The organism is Actinocorallia sp. API 0066 (assembly GCF_020991275.1).
GTDB lineage: Bacteria > Actinomycetota > Actinomycetes > Streptosporangiales > Streptosporangiaceae > Actinocorallia.
In genome coordinates this window covers 147,716-165,298 of record NZ_JAJLQY010000014.1, presented here as the reverse complement: position 1 = coordinate 165,298, position 17,583 = coordinate 147,716, and the positions used below count along the sequence as shown (strand labels likewise).

Annotated in this window: 12 protein-coding genes; 6 read left to right on the top strand and 6 right to left on the bottom strand. The window is 71.5% G+C overall.

Translation table 11 applies throughout. The features are described 5' to 3' along the window. Positions 1 to 20: 20 nt before the first annotated feature. Entirely contained in the window at positions 21 to 1,583 is a 1,563-nt protein-coding gene (locus LO762_RS28995) for a succinic semialdehyde dehydrogenase (protein WP_230619317.1), read from the bottom strand. A 182-nt stretch (positions 1,584 to 1,765) separates the two neighbouring features. On the opposite strand from LO762_RS28995, the gene LO762_RS28990 reads away from it, so the two are divergent. Continuing rightward, positions 1,766 to 2,356, top strand: a complete 591-nt coding sequence (locus LO762_RS28990) for a TetR/AcrR family transcriptional regulator (protein ID WP_230619316.1) — start codon at positions 1,766 to 1,768, stop codon at positions 2,354 to 2,356. Here the strand turns inward: LO762_RS28990 and guaA are convergent. After that, entirely contained in the window at positions 2,340 to 3,899 is a 1,560-nt protein-coding gene (gene guaA, locus LO762_RS28985; protein WP_230619315.1) for a glutamine-hydrolyzing GMP synthase, read from the bottom strand. The two genes, LO762_RS28990 and guaA, sit on opposite strands and share 17 nt — an antisense overlap. A gap of 187 nt (positions 3,900 to 4,086) precedes the next feature. Here guaA and LO762_RS33760 point away from each other — a divergent pair, with 187 nt between their 5' ends. Continuing rightward, a complete protein-coding gene (locus tag LO762_RS33760) occupies positions 4,087 to 5,100 on the top strand; it encodes a zinc metalloprotease (protein ID WP_230619314.1) in 1,014 nt (337 codons plus the stop codon). Between the two features lie 74 nt (positions 5,101 to 5,174). Here the strand turns inward: LO762_RS33760 and LO762_RS28975 are convergent, their stop codons facing one another. The 3 genes from LO762_RS28975 to LO762_RS28965 form a co-directional block, all read right to left on the bottom strand. Further along, a complete protein-coding gene (locus tag LO762_RS28975) occupies positions 5,175 to 5,840 on the bottom strand; it encodes a DedA family protein (protein WP_230619313.1) in 666 nt (221 codons plus the stop codon). A 204-nt stretch (positions 5,841 to 6,044) separates the two neighbouring features. Continuing rightward, the gene (locus LO762_RS28970; protein WP_230619312.1) at positions 6,045 to 6,581 is read right to left on the bottom strand and encodes a carboxymuconolactone decarboxylase family protein; all 537 of its coding nucleotides are present in this window, start codon (positions 6,579 to 6,581) and stop codon (positions 6,045 to 6,047) included. 2 nt (positions 6,582 to 6,583) lie between these two features. Next, on the bottom strand, positions 6,584 to 7,138 hold the full coding sequence (locus LO762_RS28965) for a peroxiredoxin (protein ID WP_230619311.1): 555 nt from the start codon (positions 7,136 to 7,138) through the stop codon (positions 6,584 to 6,586). A gap of 130 nt (positions 7,139 to 7,268) precedes the next feature. Here LO762_RS28965 and LO762_RS28960 point away from each other — a divergent pair, with 130 nt between their 5' ends. The 4 genes from LO762_RS28960 (at position 7,269) to LO762_RS28945 (ending at position 16,434) form a co-directional block, all read left to right on the top strand. Beyond that, entirely contained in the window at positions 7,269 to 8,162 is an 894-nt protein-coding gene (locus tag LO762_RS28960; protein WP_230619310.1) for a hydrogen peroxide-inducible genes activator, read from the top strand. Positions 8,163 to 8,371: 209 nt separating this feature from the next. Beyond that, entirely contained in the window at positions 8,372 to 9,928 is a 1,557-nt protein-coding gene (locus LO762_RS28955) for a CDP-glycerol glycerophosphotransferase family protein (protein WP_230619309.1), read from the top strand. Next, the gene (locus LO762_RS28950) at positions 9,929 to 13,078 is read left to right on the top strand and encodes a CDP-glycerol glycerophosphotransferase family protein (protein ID WP_230619308.1); all 3,150 of its coding nucleotides are present in this window, start codon (positions 9,929 to 9,931) and stop codon (positions 13,076 to 13,078) included. Further along, positions 13,075 to 16,434 carry a CDP-glycerol glycerophosphotransferase family protein gene (locus LO762_RS28945; protein ID WP_230619307.1) on the top strand — a complete coding sequence of 1,120 codons (3,360 nt, stop codon included), beginning with the start codon at positions 13,075 to 13,077 and terminating at the stop codon, positions 16,432 to 16,434. The genes LO762_RS28950 and LO762_RS28945 overlap by 4 nt, the downstream gene beginning before the upstream one ends. On the opposite strand, the gene LO762_RS28940 is transcribed toward LO762_RS28945, so the two are convergent. Next, positions 16,424 to 17,482 carry an SRPBCC domain-containing protein gene (locus LO762_RS28940; RefSeq protein WP_230619306.1) on the bottom strand — a complete coding sequence of 353 codons (1,059 nt, stop codon included), beginning with the start codon at positions 17,480 to 17,482 and terminating at the stop codon, positions 16,424 to 16,426. The genes LO762_RS28945 and LO762_RS28940 overlap by 11 nt on opposite strands. Positions 17,483 to 17,583: the final 101 nt, after the last annotated feature.

Below are 17,583 nucleotides of genomic sequence, written 5' to 3'. Positions count from 1 at the left end.
GGGGGGTCCTCACTCACTCGCTACTTGAGGCGAAGGCTCTTGAGGGTCTTGATCGCGCCGGTCAGCAGATCGGCGTACGCGGCGTAGGTCATGTTCGGCGGCGCGTCCATGTCCATGAACCGCTGGGTGGCGACGGTCTGCGCCTCGGTGAACCGCAGCAGCCCTTCGGCGCCGTGCCGGCGGCCGATCCCGGACTGCTTCATCCCGCCCATGGGCGAGTCGTGCGAGGCCATGGCCGAGGCGTAGCCCTCGTTGATGTTGACGGTGCCGGCCTGCAGCCGCGCGGCGATCCGGGCGCCGCGCGCGGTGTCGCGGGTCCACACCGAGGCGTTGAGGCCGTAGGAGGTGTCGTTGGCCCGCGCGATGGCCTCCTCCTCGGTGCCGAACCGGTAGACGCTGACGACGGGCCCGAAGGTCTCGCCCGCGCACAGGTCCATGTCGGTGGTGACGCCGGTGAGGATCGTCGGCTCGTAGAAGAGCGGGCCGAGGTCGGGGCGCGCCTTGCCGCCCGCGACGACGGTGGCGCCCGCCTCGACGGCCTGGTCGACGTGCGCGGTGACGACGTCGAGCTGGCGCGGGTAGGTGAGCGAGCCCATCTGGGCCTCGAAGTCCAGCGCGGAGCCGAGCGCCATCCTCTCGGTCTCGGCCTTGAACGCGGCGAGGAACGCGTCGTAGACCTTCTCGTGCACGAGCAGCCGCTCGATGGAGATGCACAGCTGGCCCGCGTTGGAGAAGCAGGCGCGGACGGCGCCGCGCGCGGCCCGCCCGAGGTCGGCGTCCTCAAGGACGATCATCGGGTTCTTGCCGCCCAGCTCCAGCGAGTAGCCGATGAGGCGCGGCGCGGCCTTCTCCGCGATGACGCGTCCGGCGCGCGTCGAGCCGGTGAAGGAGACGTAGTCGGCGGTGCCGATGAGCGGGTCGCCGATGTCGGCGGGGTCGCCGAGCACGATCTGCCAGAGGTCCTTCGGCAGGCCGGACTCGATCAGGAGGTTGACGCACCACAGCACGCTGAGCGCGGTCTGGGTGTCCGGCTTGTGCACGACGGCGTTGCCCGCGAGCAGGGCCGGGACGGTGTCGCCGACGCCCATGCTGATCGGGTAGTTCCACGGCGTGATCATGCCGACGACGCCCTTGGGCTGGCGCAGCTCGCGGGTCTTCACCAGGACGGGGAAGGCGCCCTGGCGGCGCTGGGGGGCGAGCAGCTTCGGCGCCTTGCGGGCGTAGTGGAGGCTGCCGAGGGCGACGTCGAGGAACTCCTCGAAGGCGTGGCGCCGGGCCTTGCCCGTCTCCCACTGGAGGATGTCGAGGATCTCGTCGCGGCGGGCGAGGAAGGCGTCGACGAAGCGCAGGACGGGCTTGGCGCGCTCGGCCGGGCTGAGCGCGGCCCAGGCGCGCTGGGCGGCCTTGGCCTTGGCGGAGGCGCTCTCCACGTCCTTGGCCGAGGACAGGGGGAGTGTGGCCAGCGGCTCACCGGTGTACGGGGCGTTGATCACGGTGCTGCCCCCGTCCGAGGTCACCAAAGAGGTGATCTTGGCGATGACAGCGTCGGAGAGGGGGCGGGAGGGTGCCGTCTGGGTAGCCATGACGCTCAGCATATGACCGAGTGGCCAGTTTTGGGTACCCGCAAGTAACTCACAATGTCCACCCGGTCATTGTTGACCCGGTTCAGCGTTCCGTCGGGCTTGGACCGTTCTACATAGGTAAAGCCTGGATCGGTGGTGCCAGTCCGGTGTATCCCAGGAAGAGCAGCCTGGGAGGGAGCCCGATGACCGGTCAGTCGGAGCGGAAGGTCCACGCGGGACGGCAGGAACGGCGGCTCCAGACGCGCCGGGCACTGCTGGAGGCGGCCCGGCGGCTGTTCGCCGAACGCGGCATCCACGGGGCGTCCCTCGACGACGTGGCGAACGCGGCGGGGCTCACCAAGGGCGCCGTCTACTCGAACTTCACCGGCAAGAACGACCTGCTCCTGGCGCTGCTCGACCACTGCGCCGACGACGACGTCACGCAGCGCTGGATCGGCGCGGGCGAGGACGACAGGCAGTTCGCCCAGCTGCTCGTGGAGTTCTGGCTGTACGGCATGCGCGACGGCGCCGCCGCCTGGCGCATCGCCGACTGGTACCAGGCCCGCCGCGCCGCCCTCGCCGACACCATCGCGGCAGCCCCCGGCGAGGAGGCGGGCACGGCGGGCACGGCGGGCGGCGACGCGAAGGACGCCGAGGTGCGGCGGCGGGCGACGCTGGCGCTGGCGATGGAGATGGGGCTGGCGCTCCAGCACCTGCTCGACCCCGACCGGGTGCCGGCCGAGGTCTACCGCAGCGGCATGGACCTGGTGCTGGGCCCTACTCCCACTCGATAGTGCCCGGCGGCTTGCTGGTGACGTCGAGGACGACCCGGTTGACCTCGCGCACCTCGTTGGTGATCCGGGTGGAGACGCGCTCCAGCAGCTCGTAGGGCAGCCGCGACCAGTCGGCCGTCATGGCGTCCTCGCTGCTGACCGGGCGCAGCACGACCGGGTGGCCGTAGGTGCGGCCGTCGCCCTGGACGCCGACCGAGCGCACGTCGGCGAGCAGCACGACCGGGAACTGCCAGACGTCGCGGTCGAGCCCGGCGCGGGTCAGCTCCTCGCGGGCGATCGCGTCGGCCTCGCGCAGCAGGTCGAGCCGCTCGCGGGTGACCTCGCCGATGATCCGGATGCCGAGGCCGGGGCCGGGGAACGGCTGCCGCCAGACGATCTCGGCGGGCAGGCCGAGCTGCTCGCCGAGCGCGCGCACCTCGTCCTTGAACAGCGCGCGCAGCGGCTCGACCAGCGCGAACCGCAGGTCGTCGGGCAGGCCGCCGACGTTGTGGTGCGACTTGATGTTGGCGGTGCCGGTGCCGCCGCCGGACTCCACGACGTCCGGGTAGAGGGTGCCCTGGACAAGGAACTCGACGTCGCCCTCGGCCGAGATCTCGCGCGCGGCCGCCTCGAAGACGCGGATGAACTCGCGTCCGATGATCTTGCGCTTCTCCTCGGGGTCGGTGACCCCGGCCAGCGCGGACAGGAACCGCTCCTGGGCGTCCACGACGTGCAGGTTGACGCCGGTCGCGGCGACGAAGTCCTTCTCGACCTGCTCGGACTCGCCCTTGCGCATCAGCCCGTGGTCGACGTAGACGCAGGTCAGCTTGTCGCCGATGGCGCGCTGCACGAGCGCGGCGGCCACCGCGGAGTCGACGCCGCCGGACAGGCCGCAGATCGCGCGCCGGTCGCCGACCTGGCGGCGGACCGCCTCGATCTGCTCCTCGGCGATGTTGAGCATGGTCCAGTTCGGCCGGACGCCCGCGAGTTCGAGGAACCGGCGCATGACCGTCTGGCCGTGCTCGGTGTGCAGCACCTCGGGGTGGAACTGCACGCCGTAGAAGCCCGCCTCGGGGTTCTCGAACGCGGCGATCGGGGTGACGGCGGTGGCCGCGGTGACGGTGAAGCCCTCCGGCGCCTTGGACGCGTACGTCCCGTGCGACATCCAGACCTTCTGCGCGGCGGGCAGCCCGGCGAACAGGGCGCCCTCGCCGACGACGTCGAGGTCGGTGCGGCCGTATTCGGCCACGTCGGTGCGCTCGACCACGCCGCCCAGCGTCTGGGCCATCACCTGGAAGCCGTAGCAGATGCCGAACACCGGCACTCCGGCGTCGAACAGGCCCGCGGGCGCGGCGGGCGCGCCCGGCTCGTAGACCGAGGCGGGGCCGCCGGACAGGATGATCGCCTTGGGGTTCCGGCTGAGCATCTCGCTGACCGGCATGGTCGACGGGACGATCTCGCTGTAGACCTGGCATTCACGGACACGCCGGGCGATCAGCTGCGCGTACTGCGCGCCGAAGTCGACGACGAGAACAGTATCGAACGACTGTTCGGTCACGGACACGGAGAACCTTTCGCGGGAACGAGGAGTCAACTAAGTCTAGATGGCCCGCACGCTGGGTGAACGCGGTGTGTGGGCAACGGAACAGTCCGTCCGGCATCTCCCGGTTGCCAGGCATTGTGTCGGAAGTGTCTTGTAGATTTGCATCCCCCCTGATCCAACCCCCGATCCCGACCCCCCGAGGAGCCAAGTGAAGAGCGTGAAGCTCGCCGCCATCGGCCTGTCCGTGGCGGTGGTGGCCTCCGTTCCGCAGCTCGCGCAGGCCAAGGCGCCCCAGGCGCCTGCGCCGGCGCCCGCCGCGGCGGCCGAGGAGTGCCTCGACGATCACGGTCACGCCCCCGCGACCGACGACCACAGCGTCGCCCGTGTCCGCAAGGGCGGCAAGGCCGTCGAGCCGCACAGCAGGGTGAGCCCGGACGTCGAGGCCGCGGTCCAGTTCGAGCTGACCAAGCAGAACCTGCTCACCCGCAGCCAGGGCGCCAAGGCGGCCACGAAGTGGCTGCACATCCCCGTCTACTTCCACGTGATCCACTACGGGAACAAGGGCAAGCTCTCCAAGAAGGCGGTCAACAAGCAGATCGACGTCCTGGACCGGGGCTACAAGGGTGCCGCGGGCGGTCACAACCTCAAGATCAACTTCTACCTGAAGAAGATCACGTACACGAACAAGGGTTCCTGGTTCAAGGACCCGCAGAAGTACGAGACCACCTACAAGCGCAAGCTGCGCAAGGGCGGCAAGGCGTCGCTGAACCTGTACACCGCCGACCTCGGCAAGGAACTGCTCGGCTGGGCCACCTTCCCGTGGGACTACAAGAAGCAGCCCAAGCGCGACGGCGCCGTGCTGCACTACCAGAGCCTGCCCGGCGGCAACCTGCAGGAGTACAGCCTTGGCAACACCGCGGTGCACGAGGTCGGCCACTGGCTCGGCCTCTACCACACCTTCGGCCGGGACTACCCGTACAAGGACGGCTGCGCCGCGGGCGACCGCGTCGCCGACACGCCCGACCAGGCCGTGCCCACCACGGGCTGCCCGGCGGACGACGCCATCCCCGACACCTGCCCGTCCGAGGGCCTCGACCCGATCCACAACTACATGGACTACGGGACGGACGTCTGCATGACCGAGTTCACCAAGGGCCAGAACGACCGTGTCCGGGCCCTGTGGAAGAAGTACCGCGCCCCCGCCACAAAGAAGAAGAAGTAGCGGCCCGCGCCGAACGACGAACGTCCGGTCCCCTGAGGGGAGCCGGACGTTCTGTCGTCTGGGGGCGCCTGGCGTCAGGGGGCGCGGTGGGCGCCCGCGGTGCCGTTGCGGCCGCGCAGGCGGACGACGATGTAGGCGATGACGCCGACGACGACGGCCACCAGGACGATCTTCGACAGGACGCCGACGTAGGTCTCTACGACGTGCCACTGGTCGCCGAGCCAGTAGCCGGCGAGCACGAGGATCGAGTTCCAGATCAGGCTGCCGGCGGTCGTCAGCAGCAGGAAGGTGGGCATCGGCATCTTCTCGACGCCCGCGGGCACCGAGATCAGGCTCCGGAAGATCGGCACCATCCGGCCGAAGAACACCGCCTTGGTGCCGTGCTTGGCGAACCACGCCTCGGTCTTCTCCAGGTCGGAGACCTTGACCAGCGGCATCCGCTCCCACACCCAGTACATGCGCTCGCGGCCGATGAGCCTGCCGATCCAGTACAGCGCGAACGCGCCGACGACGGCGCCGAGCGTCGTCCAGAACAGCGCCTCGAACAGCGACATCTTGCCCTGGCCCGCGGTGAAGCCGGTCAGCGGGAGGATGATCTCGCTCGGCAGCGGCGGGAAGAGGTTCTCCAGGGCGATGAGGAGCCCTGCGCCAGGACCGCCCACCTTCTCGATGATGTCGGTGGCCCAGCCCGCGATACCGTCCGCCGGTGCTTCGGCCTGGGCGAGGATCGACGAGTGCATGCGCGGGACTCCTAGGGAAGTGGGGCCTGGTCGGGCGAGCGCGCCCAGGGCTCATCCTCGCATGGTGGACCGTGCCTGATCAGGACAACGTAAGGATCTTCGTCCGTTTCGCGCGCTATGCCCACACTGTAGGTGAGCGGGGCGGGGAGCGCGGGAAAAGCGGAGCGCCCCGCCGGTGGGCGGGGCGCTCGGGGGTCGGGCGGGTCACACGGTGGTGAGGGCCGACTCCGACTCCAGAACGGCGGCGGTGGCGTTGACCACGGCGGCGATGCGGAGCGCCTCCTGGATCAGCTCACGGGAGAGTCCGGCGTCGCGCAGGACCTTCTCGTGCGACTCCAGGCAGCGGCCGCAGCCGTTGATGGCCGAGACCGCGAGGCACCACAGCTCGAAGTCGGCCTTGTCCACGCCGGGCTTGGCGATGACGCTCATCCGCAGCTTCGCCGGGAGCGTCGCGTAGGTGTCGTCGCCGATGAGGTGCGTGGCCCGGTAGTAGACGTTGTTCATCGCCATGATCGCGGCGGCGCCCTTGGCCGCCTCGAAGGCCTCGGCGGTGAGGTAGTCGCCCGCCTCGGCCGAGACGGCGGCGATGACACGGCCGCTCTTGGTGGCCAGGGCGCAGCTCAGCACCGTCCCCCACAGCTGCTGCTCGGTCAGCTGCGAGGTGGTGGTCACCGAGCCCAGGTTGAGCTTGATGTCCTTGGCGTAGGCCGGAAGGGCGTTCTTCAGGCTGTCGATGCTCATCGTCAGACGCCCGCGAGCAGCTTGTTGACGTCGAGGGTGCTCTCGCCCTTGTTCCAGTTGCACGGGCACAGCTCGTCCGACTGGAGCGCGTCCAGGACCCGCAGGACCTCCTTGACGTTCCGGCCGACGGAGCCCGCGGTGACCATGACGAACTGGATCTCGTTGTTCGGGTCCACGATGAAGGTGGCGCGCTGGGCGACGCCGTCCTTGGTGAGGATGCCGAGCGCGGAGGACAGCTCGCGGTTGAGGTCCGACAGCATCGGGAAGGGCAGGTCGGTCAGGTCGGGGTGGTTCTTGCGCCAGTTGAAGTGCACGAACTCGTTGTCGACGGACGCGCCGAGCACCTGCGCGTCACGGTCGGCGAAGTCCTCGTTGAGGCGGCCGAACTCGGCGATCTCGGTGGGACAGACGAAGGTGAAGTCCTTGGGCCAGAAGAAGACCACGCGCCACTTGCCCTCGTAGGACTTCTCGGTGATGGTCTCGAAGGCGTTGTCCGCGTCGAGGGAGACGCAGGCCGTCAGAGAGTAGGCCGGGAACTGGTCGCCAATGCTGAGCATGGGGCCCTCCTAGGGTCGGATGGGGTCGGTGGACGGTGCTCAGCCTCTCGCATGTATCGTCATGTGAGAAATCGATTCAGCCGAGTGTTCGCGATAGGGGATAGCTATCAGTCGCCCGACGATCGCCCAATTGCGGGCGTTCTTGGCCGTCGCGGACTATCTCCACTTCCGCGACGCCGCGGCCGCGCTGCGGATGAGCCAGCCGGCCCTGTCCGCCGCGGTCGCCGCCCTGGAAGACGCCCTGGCCACGAGGCTTGTGGAGCGCACCACACGCAAGGTTTTGCTGACCCCCGCGGGCGAGCTGGTGGCACGCCGTGCGGCGATCGTGCTCGCCGAACTGGACAGGATGGCCGAGGAAGTGGCGGCCGATCGCGGGCCATTGGCGGGTCCGTTGCGTTTCGGAGTTATACCGACTGTCGCCCCCTATTTGCTACCTACGGTACTTCCAGCGCTCAATTGTGATTTTCCCGACATTGAGCTTTCGGTCCGGGAAGAGCAGACGGCGACGTGTGTCGCGGAACTCCTCGCCGGGCGCCTTGACGTCGTCGTCCTCGCGCTGCCCGTGACGATGCCGGGCATCGTGGAGATCCCGCTCTACCAGGAGGACTTCGTGCTGGCCGCGCCGCACGGCCTGGACATCGAGGAACCGGTGGACCGCGCCCTGCTCGGCGAACTCGACGTCCTCCTGCTCAACGAAGGCCACTGCCTGCGGGACCAGGCGCTCGAAGTGTGCCGGGAGGTCGGCGCCAAGGCGGCGGCCGCCACCTACGCGACGAGCCTCTCGACGCTCGTGCAGCTCGTCTCAGGCGGGCTCGGCGTGACGCTGCTGCCGGAATCCGCCGTCCCCGTCGAGGCAGGCCGGGCCGGGATGCACGTGCGCAGGTTCGCGCAGCCCGCGCCGTACCGCAGGATCGGCCTCGTCCACCGGGCGACGTCACCGCGCGCGGAGGAGTTCACCCTCCTCGCCGAGACGATGCGCCGCGCGGTGCGGGACAAGGATTGGAAAGTCCACATAGCCGCCTGACCGGGCGGTTCAGGAGGCGGGCGCAACCTCAAGATTGCGTCAAGGCAGTGCCATCTACTCACTCAACGTGAGCAGCGGACGCGCAATGTGACCATGCTGAGCGTCATGGCCACGCCTGCCCCCCGCTGCGCCACGGTGGCGGGTCGGCCATCGCGTTGTTACTTTCGGTGCGCTGATCAAGACGTTGAGTGGCGATTGGGGAGCTGTCCGTGCCCGCTCTGAAGCTGTTGCGCTGGTCGACCGCCCATGTGCCGGCCACGGTCCGCAAAGGCGTCGCGCGGCTGCGGGACCGCGGCCGACCGGAGTTCAGGATCGAGCGGGCCGCGTGGACGGCGGACGGCGACCTCCTGCTGACCGGCTCGCAGGTGCCGCAGAGCCTCGTGCTCCGGCATCGCGCGAGCGGACGTGAGGTGACCGTCCCGGCGGGCGCGGAAGGCGTCCGGGTGCCGTGCGCGCGCGTGCTGTCGTTCGGGGAGGAGATCCCCCTGGCGAGCGGAGAGTGGGAACTGCGCGACGCCTACTGGACAGGCAGACGCCTTCCGGCCCGCCGGGTGGAGGGTCTGCACGTCTACACCCCTACGCCGCGCGGGGCCAGGCTGCTGCTCGTCGTCGCCCCGAACCACGCGCCTGACGAGCGCGGCCCGCGCGCGCAGGAGCGGTTGCAGTCCGGGCACTACGCGGGACGCAGGGCGCTGCCCCTCCTTGACGTCGCGGTGTTCGACTCGATGGCGGGGCGCTCGGCGTCCTGCAACCCCAGGGCCGTCTACGAGGAGCTGTGCCGCCGCGACCTGGGCCTGGAGTTCGTGTGGGTGAGCGCCGACGGGCAGTTCGCGCCGCCGCCCGGCACCACCGTGGTGCTCGCGGGCTCACGCGCGCACTACGAGGTGATGGCGCGAGCGAAGTACTTCGTTGGGAACGTCCGGCTACCGCGCTGGTTCCGCAAGCGCGAGGGGCAGGTGTACCTGCAGACGTGGCACGGCACGCCGCTCAAGCGTCTCGGCCTCGACATCGAGACGCTCACCGACCAGCGCAAGGCGGCCCTTGAGCACATCCGGGCGGACACGCCGCGCTGGGACTACCTCGTCTCCCCGAGCCCGTACGCGACGCCCATCCTGCGTCGTGCTTACGGCTTCGAAGGAGAGGTCCTGGAGGTCGGTTATCCCAGGAACGACGTGCTGCACCGTCCGGGAGGCGAGGAGTACAAGGCGGAGGTCCGTAGGAGGCTCGGTCTGCCTGAGGACAAGAAGGTCGTCCTGTACGCGCCCACCTTCCGGGACGACCTGCGCCTCACGGGCACACCGCACGACCTCGCCCTCGACGTCGCCGACGCGCGGCGCGCCCTGGACGGCGACCACGTGCTCCTCCTGCGGGCGCACCGGCACATGCGCAAGGGCGCGGGCTGGCCGCGTCCCGACGGGTTCGTCAGGGACGTCACCGCCTATCCGGAGACGGCCGACCTGCTGCTCGTCGCGGACGTGCTCGTCACGGACTACTCCTCGGCCATGGTCGACTTCGCGGCCACCGGCAGGCCCGTCGTCGTCTTCGCGCCCGACCTGGACCGCTACCGGGACGAGGTCCGTGGCCTGTACGTGGACCTGGAGGAGAAGGCCCCCGGGCCGCTCCTGCGCACGTCGGGGGACGTGGTGGCGGCGCTGCGGGCCGGGGTGACGCGCGGCGCCGACGAGGCGTTCCGCGCCGAGTTCTGCCCGTTCGACGACGGCGCCGCCGCCGAGCGGGTGATCGAGCACGTGTTCAAGGGGATGTGAATGCGGCACGCGCTGAGCGTCGTGGTGCCCTTCGCCGGGGCACGGGGGCTCGCCGAGACCCTGGAGGCGCTCGCGGGAAGGCGCGGCCCCGGCCTACGGGTCGTGATGGTCGACGGCGGGTCGGGCGACGGCGCCGACACCGTCGCCAAGGAGTTCGCCGCCAAGGACGACCGGTTCGTCCTGGTCGGTGGTGAGGAGGGCGAGTCGCCCAGGAACGTCGGGGTGCGCCATGCGACAGGCACGTACCTGGCTTTCGCCGATCCGGGGGACCTGCTGTCGCCCGCGCCACTGGTGGCGTCGCTGGAGCGGACCGGAGCGGATCTGGCATTGGGCAGGTCGGCGGGGGTGCGGTACCCGGAAGGGCTGTTCGAGGAGTCGAGGCCCGGCCTGAACCTTCGCCGGGAGCCGCGACTGGTCCACCACCGGACGCTGGGGGCGCGCGTCTTCCGCAGGTCCTTCTGGGACAGGCACGGGCTCGCCTTCCGTACGGGGCCTTACGCCGACCTCCCGCTCCTCGTCACGACCGACGTGCTTGCGGCCACCGCCGACGTCGTCGCCGAGACCGTCCACGGGCATCCCGCGCCCGTCGCCCAGGACCCGCGCGCACTGCTCGCCGCGCTGACCGAGGCGGCGGGGGTGCTCGCGGAGCACGCGCCACGGCTGCGCACCGAGTTCGACAGGAGCGTCATCGGCCGGGAGCTGCGCTGGCTGCTGCACACCGTCGCCACGGTGGAGGACAGCAGGGAGGAGCTGTTCGATACCGCGCACGCCTACCTACGCGGCGTCTCGCGTGACCTGTTCCACGACGCGCCCGCCGTCCACCGGATGCGCTGCCACCTGACGGCCGAGGGCTCCCTGGACGAGTTCCTCGAACTCACCCGCTACGAGCACGCGTGGGGGACGCGCGCAGGGGTGATCCAGCGGGGCGTGCTCTGGCGTACCTGGTACCACCACTACCCGCAGCTCTTCGACAACCGGGTACCGCAGGAGCTGCTGCGCGCGGCCCGGGAGATGACGTTCACGGCCCGCGTGGACAGGGTCGAGACCACGCGTGGCACGGCGTTCACCCTCACCGGACACGCTTACGTGGAACTCCTCGACCTGCCGGGCACCGAAGACGGGCAGCTGAAACTGACCCTTGTGGACGCGCCCGGAAGGCGGCGCATCCCCTTGGACGTCCAGCGGGTGGACCGTCCCGACCTCACGGCCAACTCGGCGCAGGCGTCGGCCTCCTACCGGGGCGGAGGGTTCGTCACCGTGGTGGACGCGGCTCGGCTGGAGCCGGGGGTGTGGCGTCTGGAGGCGGACTTCACCCATCACGGGGTACGGCGACGTGCTTTTGTCACCGGGGCCGTCGACGAGCGCCGCCGTAGGCCGCCCGGCGTGAGGATCGGCGCGGACCTGTGGGCGCAGCCGGTCTGCACCGACGGCTTCGAGCTGCGGATCAGGCAGCTTCGCGCCCTCGTCACCGGCTGCTCGGTCGAGGACGGCGACCTGCTGCTCACCGGCTGGGCCGCCGCGCCGGGCGAACTGTTCGCCGGACCGGCGGCCCTGTCCGTCGCGTGGACCGACGGCGACGGGTTCCGCGCCAGGATCGCGCTGCGGCCGCTGCGCGCCGCCGCCGAGGCGGGCGCGCTGCCGCTGCGGCTCGGCGACGCCCGGCTGACCGCCGGCGACCTGCCGCCCGTCGCGGCCTGCGGCCTCGTGCTGCGCCGCACCAGGTACGGCCTGCTCGCGCTGGCCAGGCGCCAGGACGGCCCCAGGGTGCTCCGTGCGGCGGTCGAGGAGCAGGGCGGGGTCCTGATGTCCGGCGACCTGCCCGGCGGGCTGTGGCTGCGGCACACGGGCACCGGGGAGCGCCGCGCGCTCCCGCCCGACCCCGACGGCGCGGTGCCGCTGCGGCCCGCCGGACTGCTGCCCATCACCGGCGGCGAATGGGACATCGTGGACGCCGACGACACACCCGCCACGATCGACAGGGCTGCCGCCGCCCGGCTGCCAGGACCCGTCCGGCAGGGAAGGGCCGAGTTCGACCTACGCGTCACCGGGCGCGAGTGCCTACGGCTGCGCGTACGGCCCGGCCTGCGCGACGAGGAACGCGGCGGCTTCCACCAGCGCAGACTCGCCGAACAGCACTACCCACGGCTGCGCGCCCGGCCCCTGTTCGACAGGGTCGTCTTCGAGGCGCGCGGCGGAACCCGGTGCGCGGGCAGCCCCCTCGCCCTCTTCGACGCCCTACGCGAACGCAGGCCCGACCTCGACCTCCTGTGGGTCGCGCGTGACGCCTCCTTCACCGCGCCCGAAGGAGCCGACTGCGTCGTCAGGGACAGCGCCGAGCACTACGCCGCGCTCGCGACGTCCCGGTGGCTGGTGAGCGACGGGCCGCAACCCGAGTGGTTCCGCAAGCGCGACGGCCAGATCTACCTCCAGACGTGGCACGGCAACCCGCTCGTCGGGCTCGGCTTCGACCCCGGCGAGCCGCGCGGCTTCGCCGAGGCCGCCGGACAGGAACGGATCGCCGCCGACGCCGCCCAGTGGGACCTGCTCGTCTCGCCCAACGCCTACAGCACCCAGATCCTCCGTCGCGCCTTCGGATACGAGGGGCCGGTCGTGGAGTCGGGCTACCCGCGCAACGACGTCCTGGCGTCCGCTGAGGCCGCCGAGCGGGCCGCCCCCGCCGCGCGGGCCAGGCTCGGCGTGCCCGCCGACGCCTACGTGGTGCTGCACGACCGCGCCCTCGACCTCGCCCCGCTGCGCCGCGCCGCCGCCCCCGGCACCGTGTTCCTCGCCGCGGCCGACCACGACCCCACTGACCTGTGCCTCGCCGCCGACACGCTCGTCACCGGCGTCTCCGCCCTCATGTTCGACTTCGCCGTCACCGGGCGGCCGGTGTTCTGCCACCGGCCCGTCGCGCGGCGCAGGTTCTTCGACGTCGAGGCCGAGGGCCCGGGACCGGTGCTGGACGACCCGGCCGAACTCGTGGCGGCCCTGCGCGACCCCGAGGGGTCCAGCGCGGAGTTCGCCGCGCGGTTCTGCCCCCTGGACGACGGCCTCGCCTCCGTCCGGGTGCTGCGGCGGGTGTTCGACAGGGCAAGGGACGAACGCGTCTTCGGCGTGTCCCGCAAGAAGCGCAAGAGGAAGGCCCGATGAGCCCTCGGCTGAGCGTCGTCGTCCCGATCTACAACGTGGAGCGGTATCTGCCGGCGTGCCTCGACTCGCTGACCGCCCAGACGTTCGCCGACTTCGAGGTGATCGTCGTCGACGACGGCTCGACCGACGGCGGCGCCCTGATAGCCAAGTCCTACTCTCGGCGTGACCGGCGGTTCACGCTCATCCAGCAGGAGAACCGAGGGCCGGGGCCCGCCCGCAACCTCGGCGTCTCCCAGGCCCGTGGTGAACTGCTCGCCTTTGTGGACGGGGACGACCTCGTCCACCGGGACGCGTACGCCTCACTCGTAGGCTCCCTGGACAGGACGGGCTCCGACCTGGCGTCCGGCGGGCTGCGCCGCTTCGGAAGCCGGGGCGTGCGGCACTCGCCCCTGCACCGCGCGGCTTTTGTCGGAGACAGGCTCGCCACCCACATCAGCCGCTTCCCCGACCTCGTGGCCGACCGGATCGTCTGGAACAAGGTGTGGCGGCGCTCCTTCTGGGACCGCACCGGGCTGGAGTTCGCGGCAGGGCTGTACGAGGACATCCCCGTCGCTCTGCGCTCGCACGTGCGCGCGCGGAGCGTCGACGTGCTGAGCGGGCCCGTCTATCTGTGGCGGGTACGGGACGCGGGGGAGGCGTCGATCACGGAGCGGTCGGGCGAGCCCGCCAACGCCTGGGACCGGCTCGCCGTGCTCCGCGAGATGCGCGAGGTGATCGCCGCCGAAGCCCGCTCCGCGCTGCCCGCCTTCGACAGGTTCATCCTGGAATTCGACCTGCCGAAGCTCGCCTGGGCCCTCGACGCGTCCGCCGACGCCGGGGCCGCCGCGCGGATCCGCGAGTTCGTCGCCGGGCTCGACCCCGCCGCCGGCCGCGACCTGCCGTCCCACGTGCGGCTGCGCAACCACCTGCTCGGCAGGGGCATGCTCGCCGAACTCGGCGAGGTGCTGCGGGGCGAGGCCGAAGCCGAGTCCGCGCCCGTCGTGCGCTGCGGCCGGGTGCGGCGCCGCTGGCTCGCCGCCTACCCCTTCCTGCACGACCCTGAGGTCGGCGTCCCCGACGACGTGTACGACGTGACGGACGAACTCCAGCTCCGGACGCGCGTCAAGGACGTCTGGTGGGAGGGCGACGTCCTGTTCCTCGAAGGGCACGCCTACATCTCCCGGATCGAGACGCTGCCGCAGGACAGGATGCGTGCCTGGGTCGTCGAAGCGAAGACGGGTAAGCGGCGGCGCTGTGGGCTGCGCAGGGTGCCCGCGCCCGAGGCCACCGTGGCGTCCGCGCAGTCGGCCGTCTCCCACGACGCCTCGGGGTTCGTCCTGGAGATCCCCGCGCTTCCCCGTGGTGATTGGCGGGTCGTCCTCGAACTGTCCTCGGGCGGGCTGAAGCGGACGGCTCCGCTTGGCCGCCCGATGGCGGGCCGGGCAAGCTGGACCCCTCACCTGCACGTGGGCGTCGGATTCAGGGCACAGGCCATGTACGACGAGGAGGGCCTGTTCGTCCGGGTACGGCGCATCCGCGCGCTCGTGACGTCCACCTCGGTCGACGAGGAGGGGCTGCTCACGGCGCGGGGTTGGGTGTCCGCGCACGGCGAGACCGCGCTGGTGGCCACGTGCGGGACCCGGCGGCTCGCCTTCCCCGTCCGGCGGGAGGGGCAGATCTTCACCGTCGAGGTGCCCCTGGCCAAGCTCAACACGTCCAGGAACGACACGTTCGCCGGAAGCGCCCAGTGGGACCTGCGGATCGCCGCCGACGACCAGAAGTTCACGCCGCTCGCCGAACCCTCCGTCGCGGAGGCGCGCTGGGCCGACGGCGACACCGAGCTCGCCGTCACCAGGACCAGGTACGGGGCCCTGGCCGTGGTGGTCAGGCCCGCCGGGCTCACCCTCACCGACCTGCGCTGGGACCACGGCGCCCTCGTCATGGACGGCCGGTGCTCGACGCCCGACCTGCGACCGGGTGACGTGCTCCTGCGGTGCGGGCACCTGCGGCACCGGCTGCCCGTCGTCTGGTCGGGCGACGGCTTCCGGATCACGCTCAACCCGGCCGACCTGCCGGGGCCGAGCGGGCGGGCGCCCCTGGCGGCGGGCACCTGGGAACTGCTCGTGGAACTGCCGGAAGGGGAGCGGCCCGTCGTCCTCGAAAGGCGACTGCTCCCGGCGCTGCCGCCTGAACTCGTCGTGGCGGGACGCGTCTACGAGCCGACGTACGGCGAGGGGCTCCGGCTGCGGGCAGCGCGCGCGCTGGCCGACGACGAATGCGGCGCCTACGCCCAACGGAAGCTGCGCGAGGAGGCGTACCCGAGGTACCGGACCGAGCCGGTCACCGACACCGCGGTGTTCCTCAGCGGCAGGGGCGCGACCTGCGCGGGCGGGCCGCGCGCCGTCTTCGAGGAGCTGCGCCGCCGCGACACCGGGCTCGACCTGGTGTGGCTGAGCTCCGACGACAGGTTCACCGCCCCCGAGGGCGCCAGGATCGTCGGGACCGGGACGCGGGAGGCGTACCGGTTGCTCGCGCGCGCACGGTACGTCGTCAGTGACGGGGCGCCGCAGCCGTGGCACAAGCCGGGGGACGGGCGCACGTGGCTGCGGACCGGGCCCGGCGTCTCGCTGTGCCGCCCGATGGAGGCGCCCGGGGTGCCCGCCGACGTGCTGTTCTCGCCCGGCCCACAGGCGACCGCGCTGCTACGCGAGGGGCTCGGGCACCAGGGGGAGGTGCTGGAGATCGGCTCGCCCGCCAACGACCTCCTGTTCGCGCCGGACGCCGCCGCGCGGGCCGCGCGTGTCCGGGACCGGCTGAGGCTGCCCGCCGACCGGCGGATCGTCCTTTATGTCCCGGCGTGGCGCGGGGGGACGGCACCGGGCGGCACCGCCCGGTTCGATCTCCGCTTCGACCTGGCGGAGGCGCGGGCCCGGCTCGGCGGCGGGCATGTGCTGCTGCTGCGCGCCCACCCGGCGACCGGCGGCACCGGCCTGCGCGACGACGCCTTCGTCCGCGACGTCACCTGGTACCCGGACATCACCGAGCTCTACCTGATCGCCGACGTGCTCGTCACCGACTACTCGTCCGCGATGTTCGACTTCGCGCTCACCCACCGGCCGATGATCTTCTATCCGTACGACCTCGCGGCCCACCGGGACAATCCGGGCTTCCTGCTGCCCTACGAGGCGACCGTGCCCGGCCCCGTCGCGCACAGCCCGTCCGCGCTCCTCGACGCCCTCGCCTCAACCGACGAGGTGGCCGCCACCTTCCGCCGCACCCGCCACTCCTTCACCGCCCGCTTCACCCCCGCCGAAACCGGCACCGCCGCCGCCCGGGCCATCGACCACCTCCTCGCCCGCCACCCCATCACCCCTTGACCCACCGCACCACCCCGCGAACCACCCAAACCACCACAACCCCAAGACCCACCACCGCCACCACCTTCCGCCAACCCGAACCCACCCGAGCCGCACCCCGAAACACCGACCCGGCCAACAAGACCTCCGCCCCGCCCCCAACCGAACCCTCGCCGCCCTGCCCGCCCCCCACAACCGCCGAAACCACCCCAACACCCAACCCGGCCTCCACAACACCCTCAGACTCCAGAACCACCTCGGCGACGACCTCAGCAGACCGCGCGATCTCCGCACCGCGCTCCACCAAAGCCGCCTCGACCTCGGACTCCCCGGAAGGCACGAACTCCGAGGGCCGCACGGCCTCCGCGACACGCTCCTCGAAAGTCGCCTCGGCCCCGGACCCACCGGGAAGGGCGGGGGCGCTGGGGGGAGCTGGTTGTGTGTCGGGTTCGGGTTCCGGGGAGGGTGCGGCGGGTTCGGTTTTGGCTGGGGCCTTGGTGTTGGACTTGGTGGGGAGGGCGGGGGTTGCCGGAGGTGAGGTGGGGGTTGCTGGGGGTGAGGTGGGGGTGGCGGTGGGGGGAGGTTGGGGGGTGTTGGGGAGGGGGAGGGTGGTGGCGAGGCGGGTGAGGAGTTTGGTGGCGGTCTCGTGGAGGAGGGGGGTGGGGAGGGCGGCGGAACGGCCGGTGAGGGTGGCGCGGATGTGCAGGGTGACGCGGGAGAGGGCGGGGGTTTCGGTGGGGAGGATCGTGGCTTGGAAGGAGGCGGTGGCGGTGCCGGGGCCTCGGGCCTCGCGGGCGGTGGCCTCCAGGATGGCGGTGCGGGTCAGGTCGTCCAGGACGGCGATGCGCACGGTGCCCTTGAAGGTGACGGTGGTGGCGCCGAAGCGGATCTTGATCTTGCCGTGGTGCTCGTCGTCGGCGCTGGACTCCAGGGTGGCGCCGGGCAGGTGCGGGGTCACGCGGGGCACGTCCAGGAGGAGATGCCAGGCGGTGTCGGGATCGGTCGCGAGGGTGAACGCGGTGTCGAACTCCAGCGTCTTGCCGAACCGCGAGGCGGCGTCGAATTCCATGGGGGCCTCCCTGGTTCCGGCCTGGTTCCGCGCGAAACCCTACGGCGCGCGGCCCCGGCGCTGCCACCTGGGGTCTCTTACCGGCATGCCCGTGCGCTCTT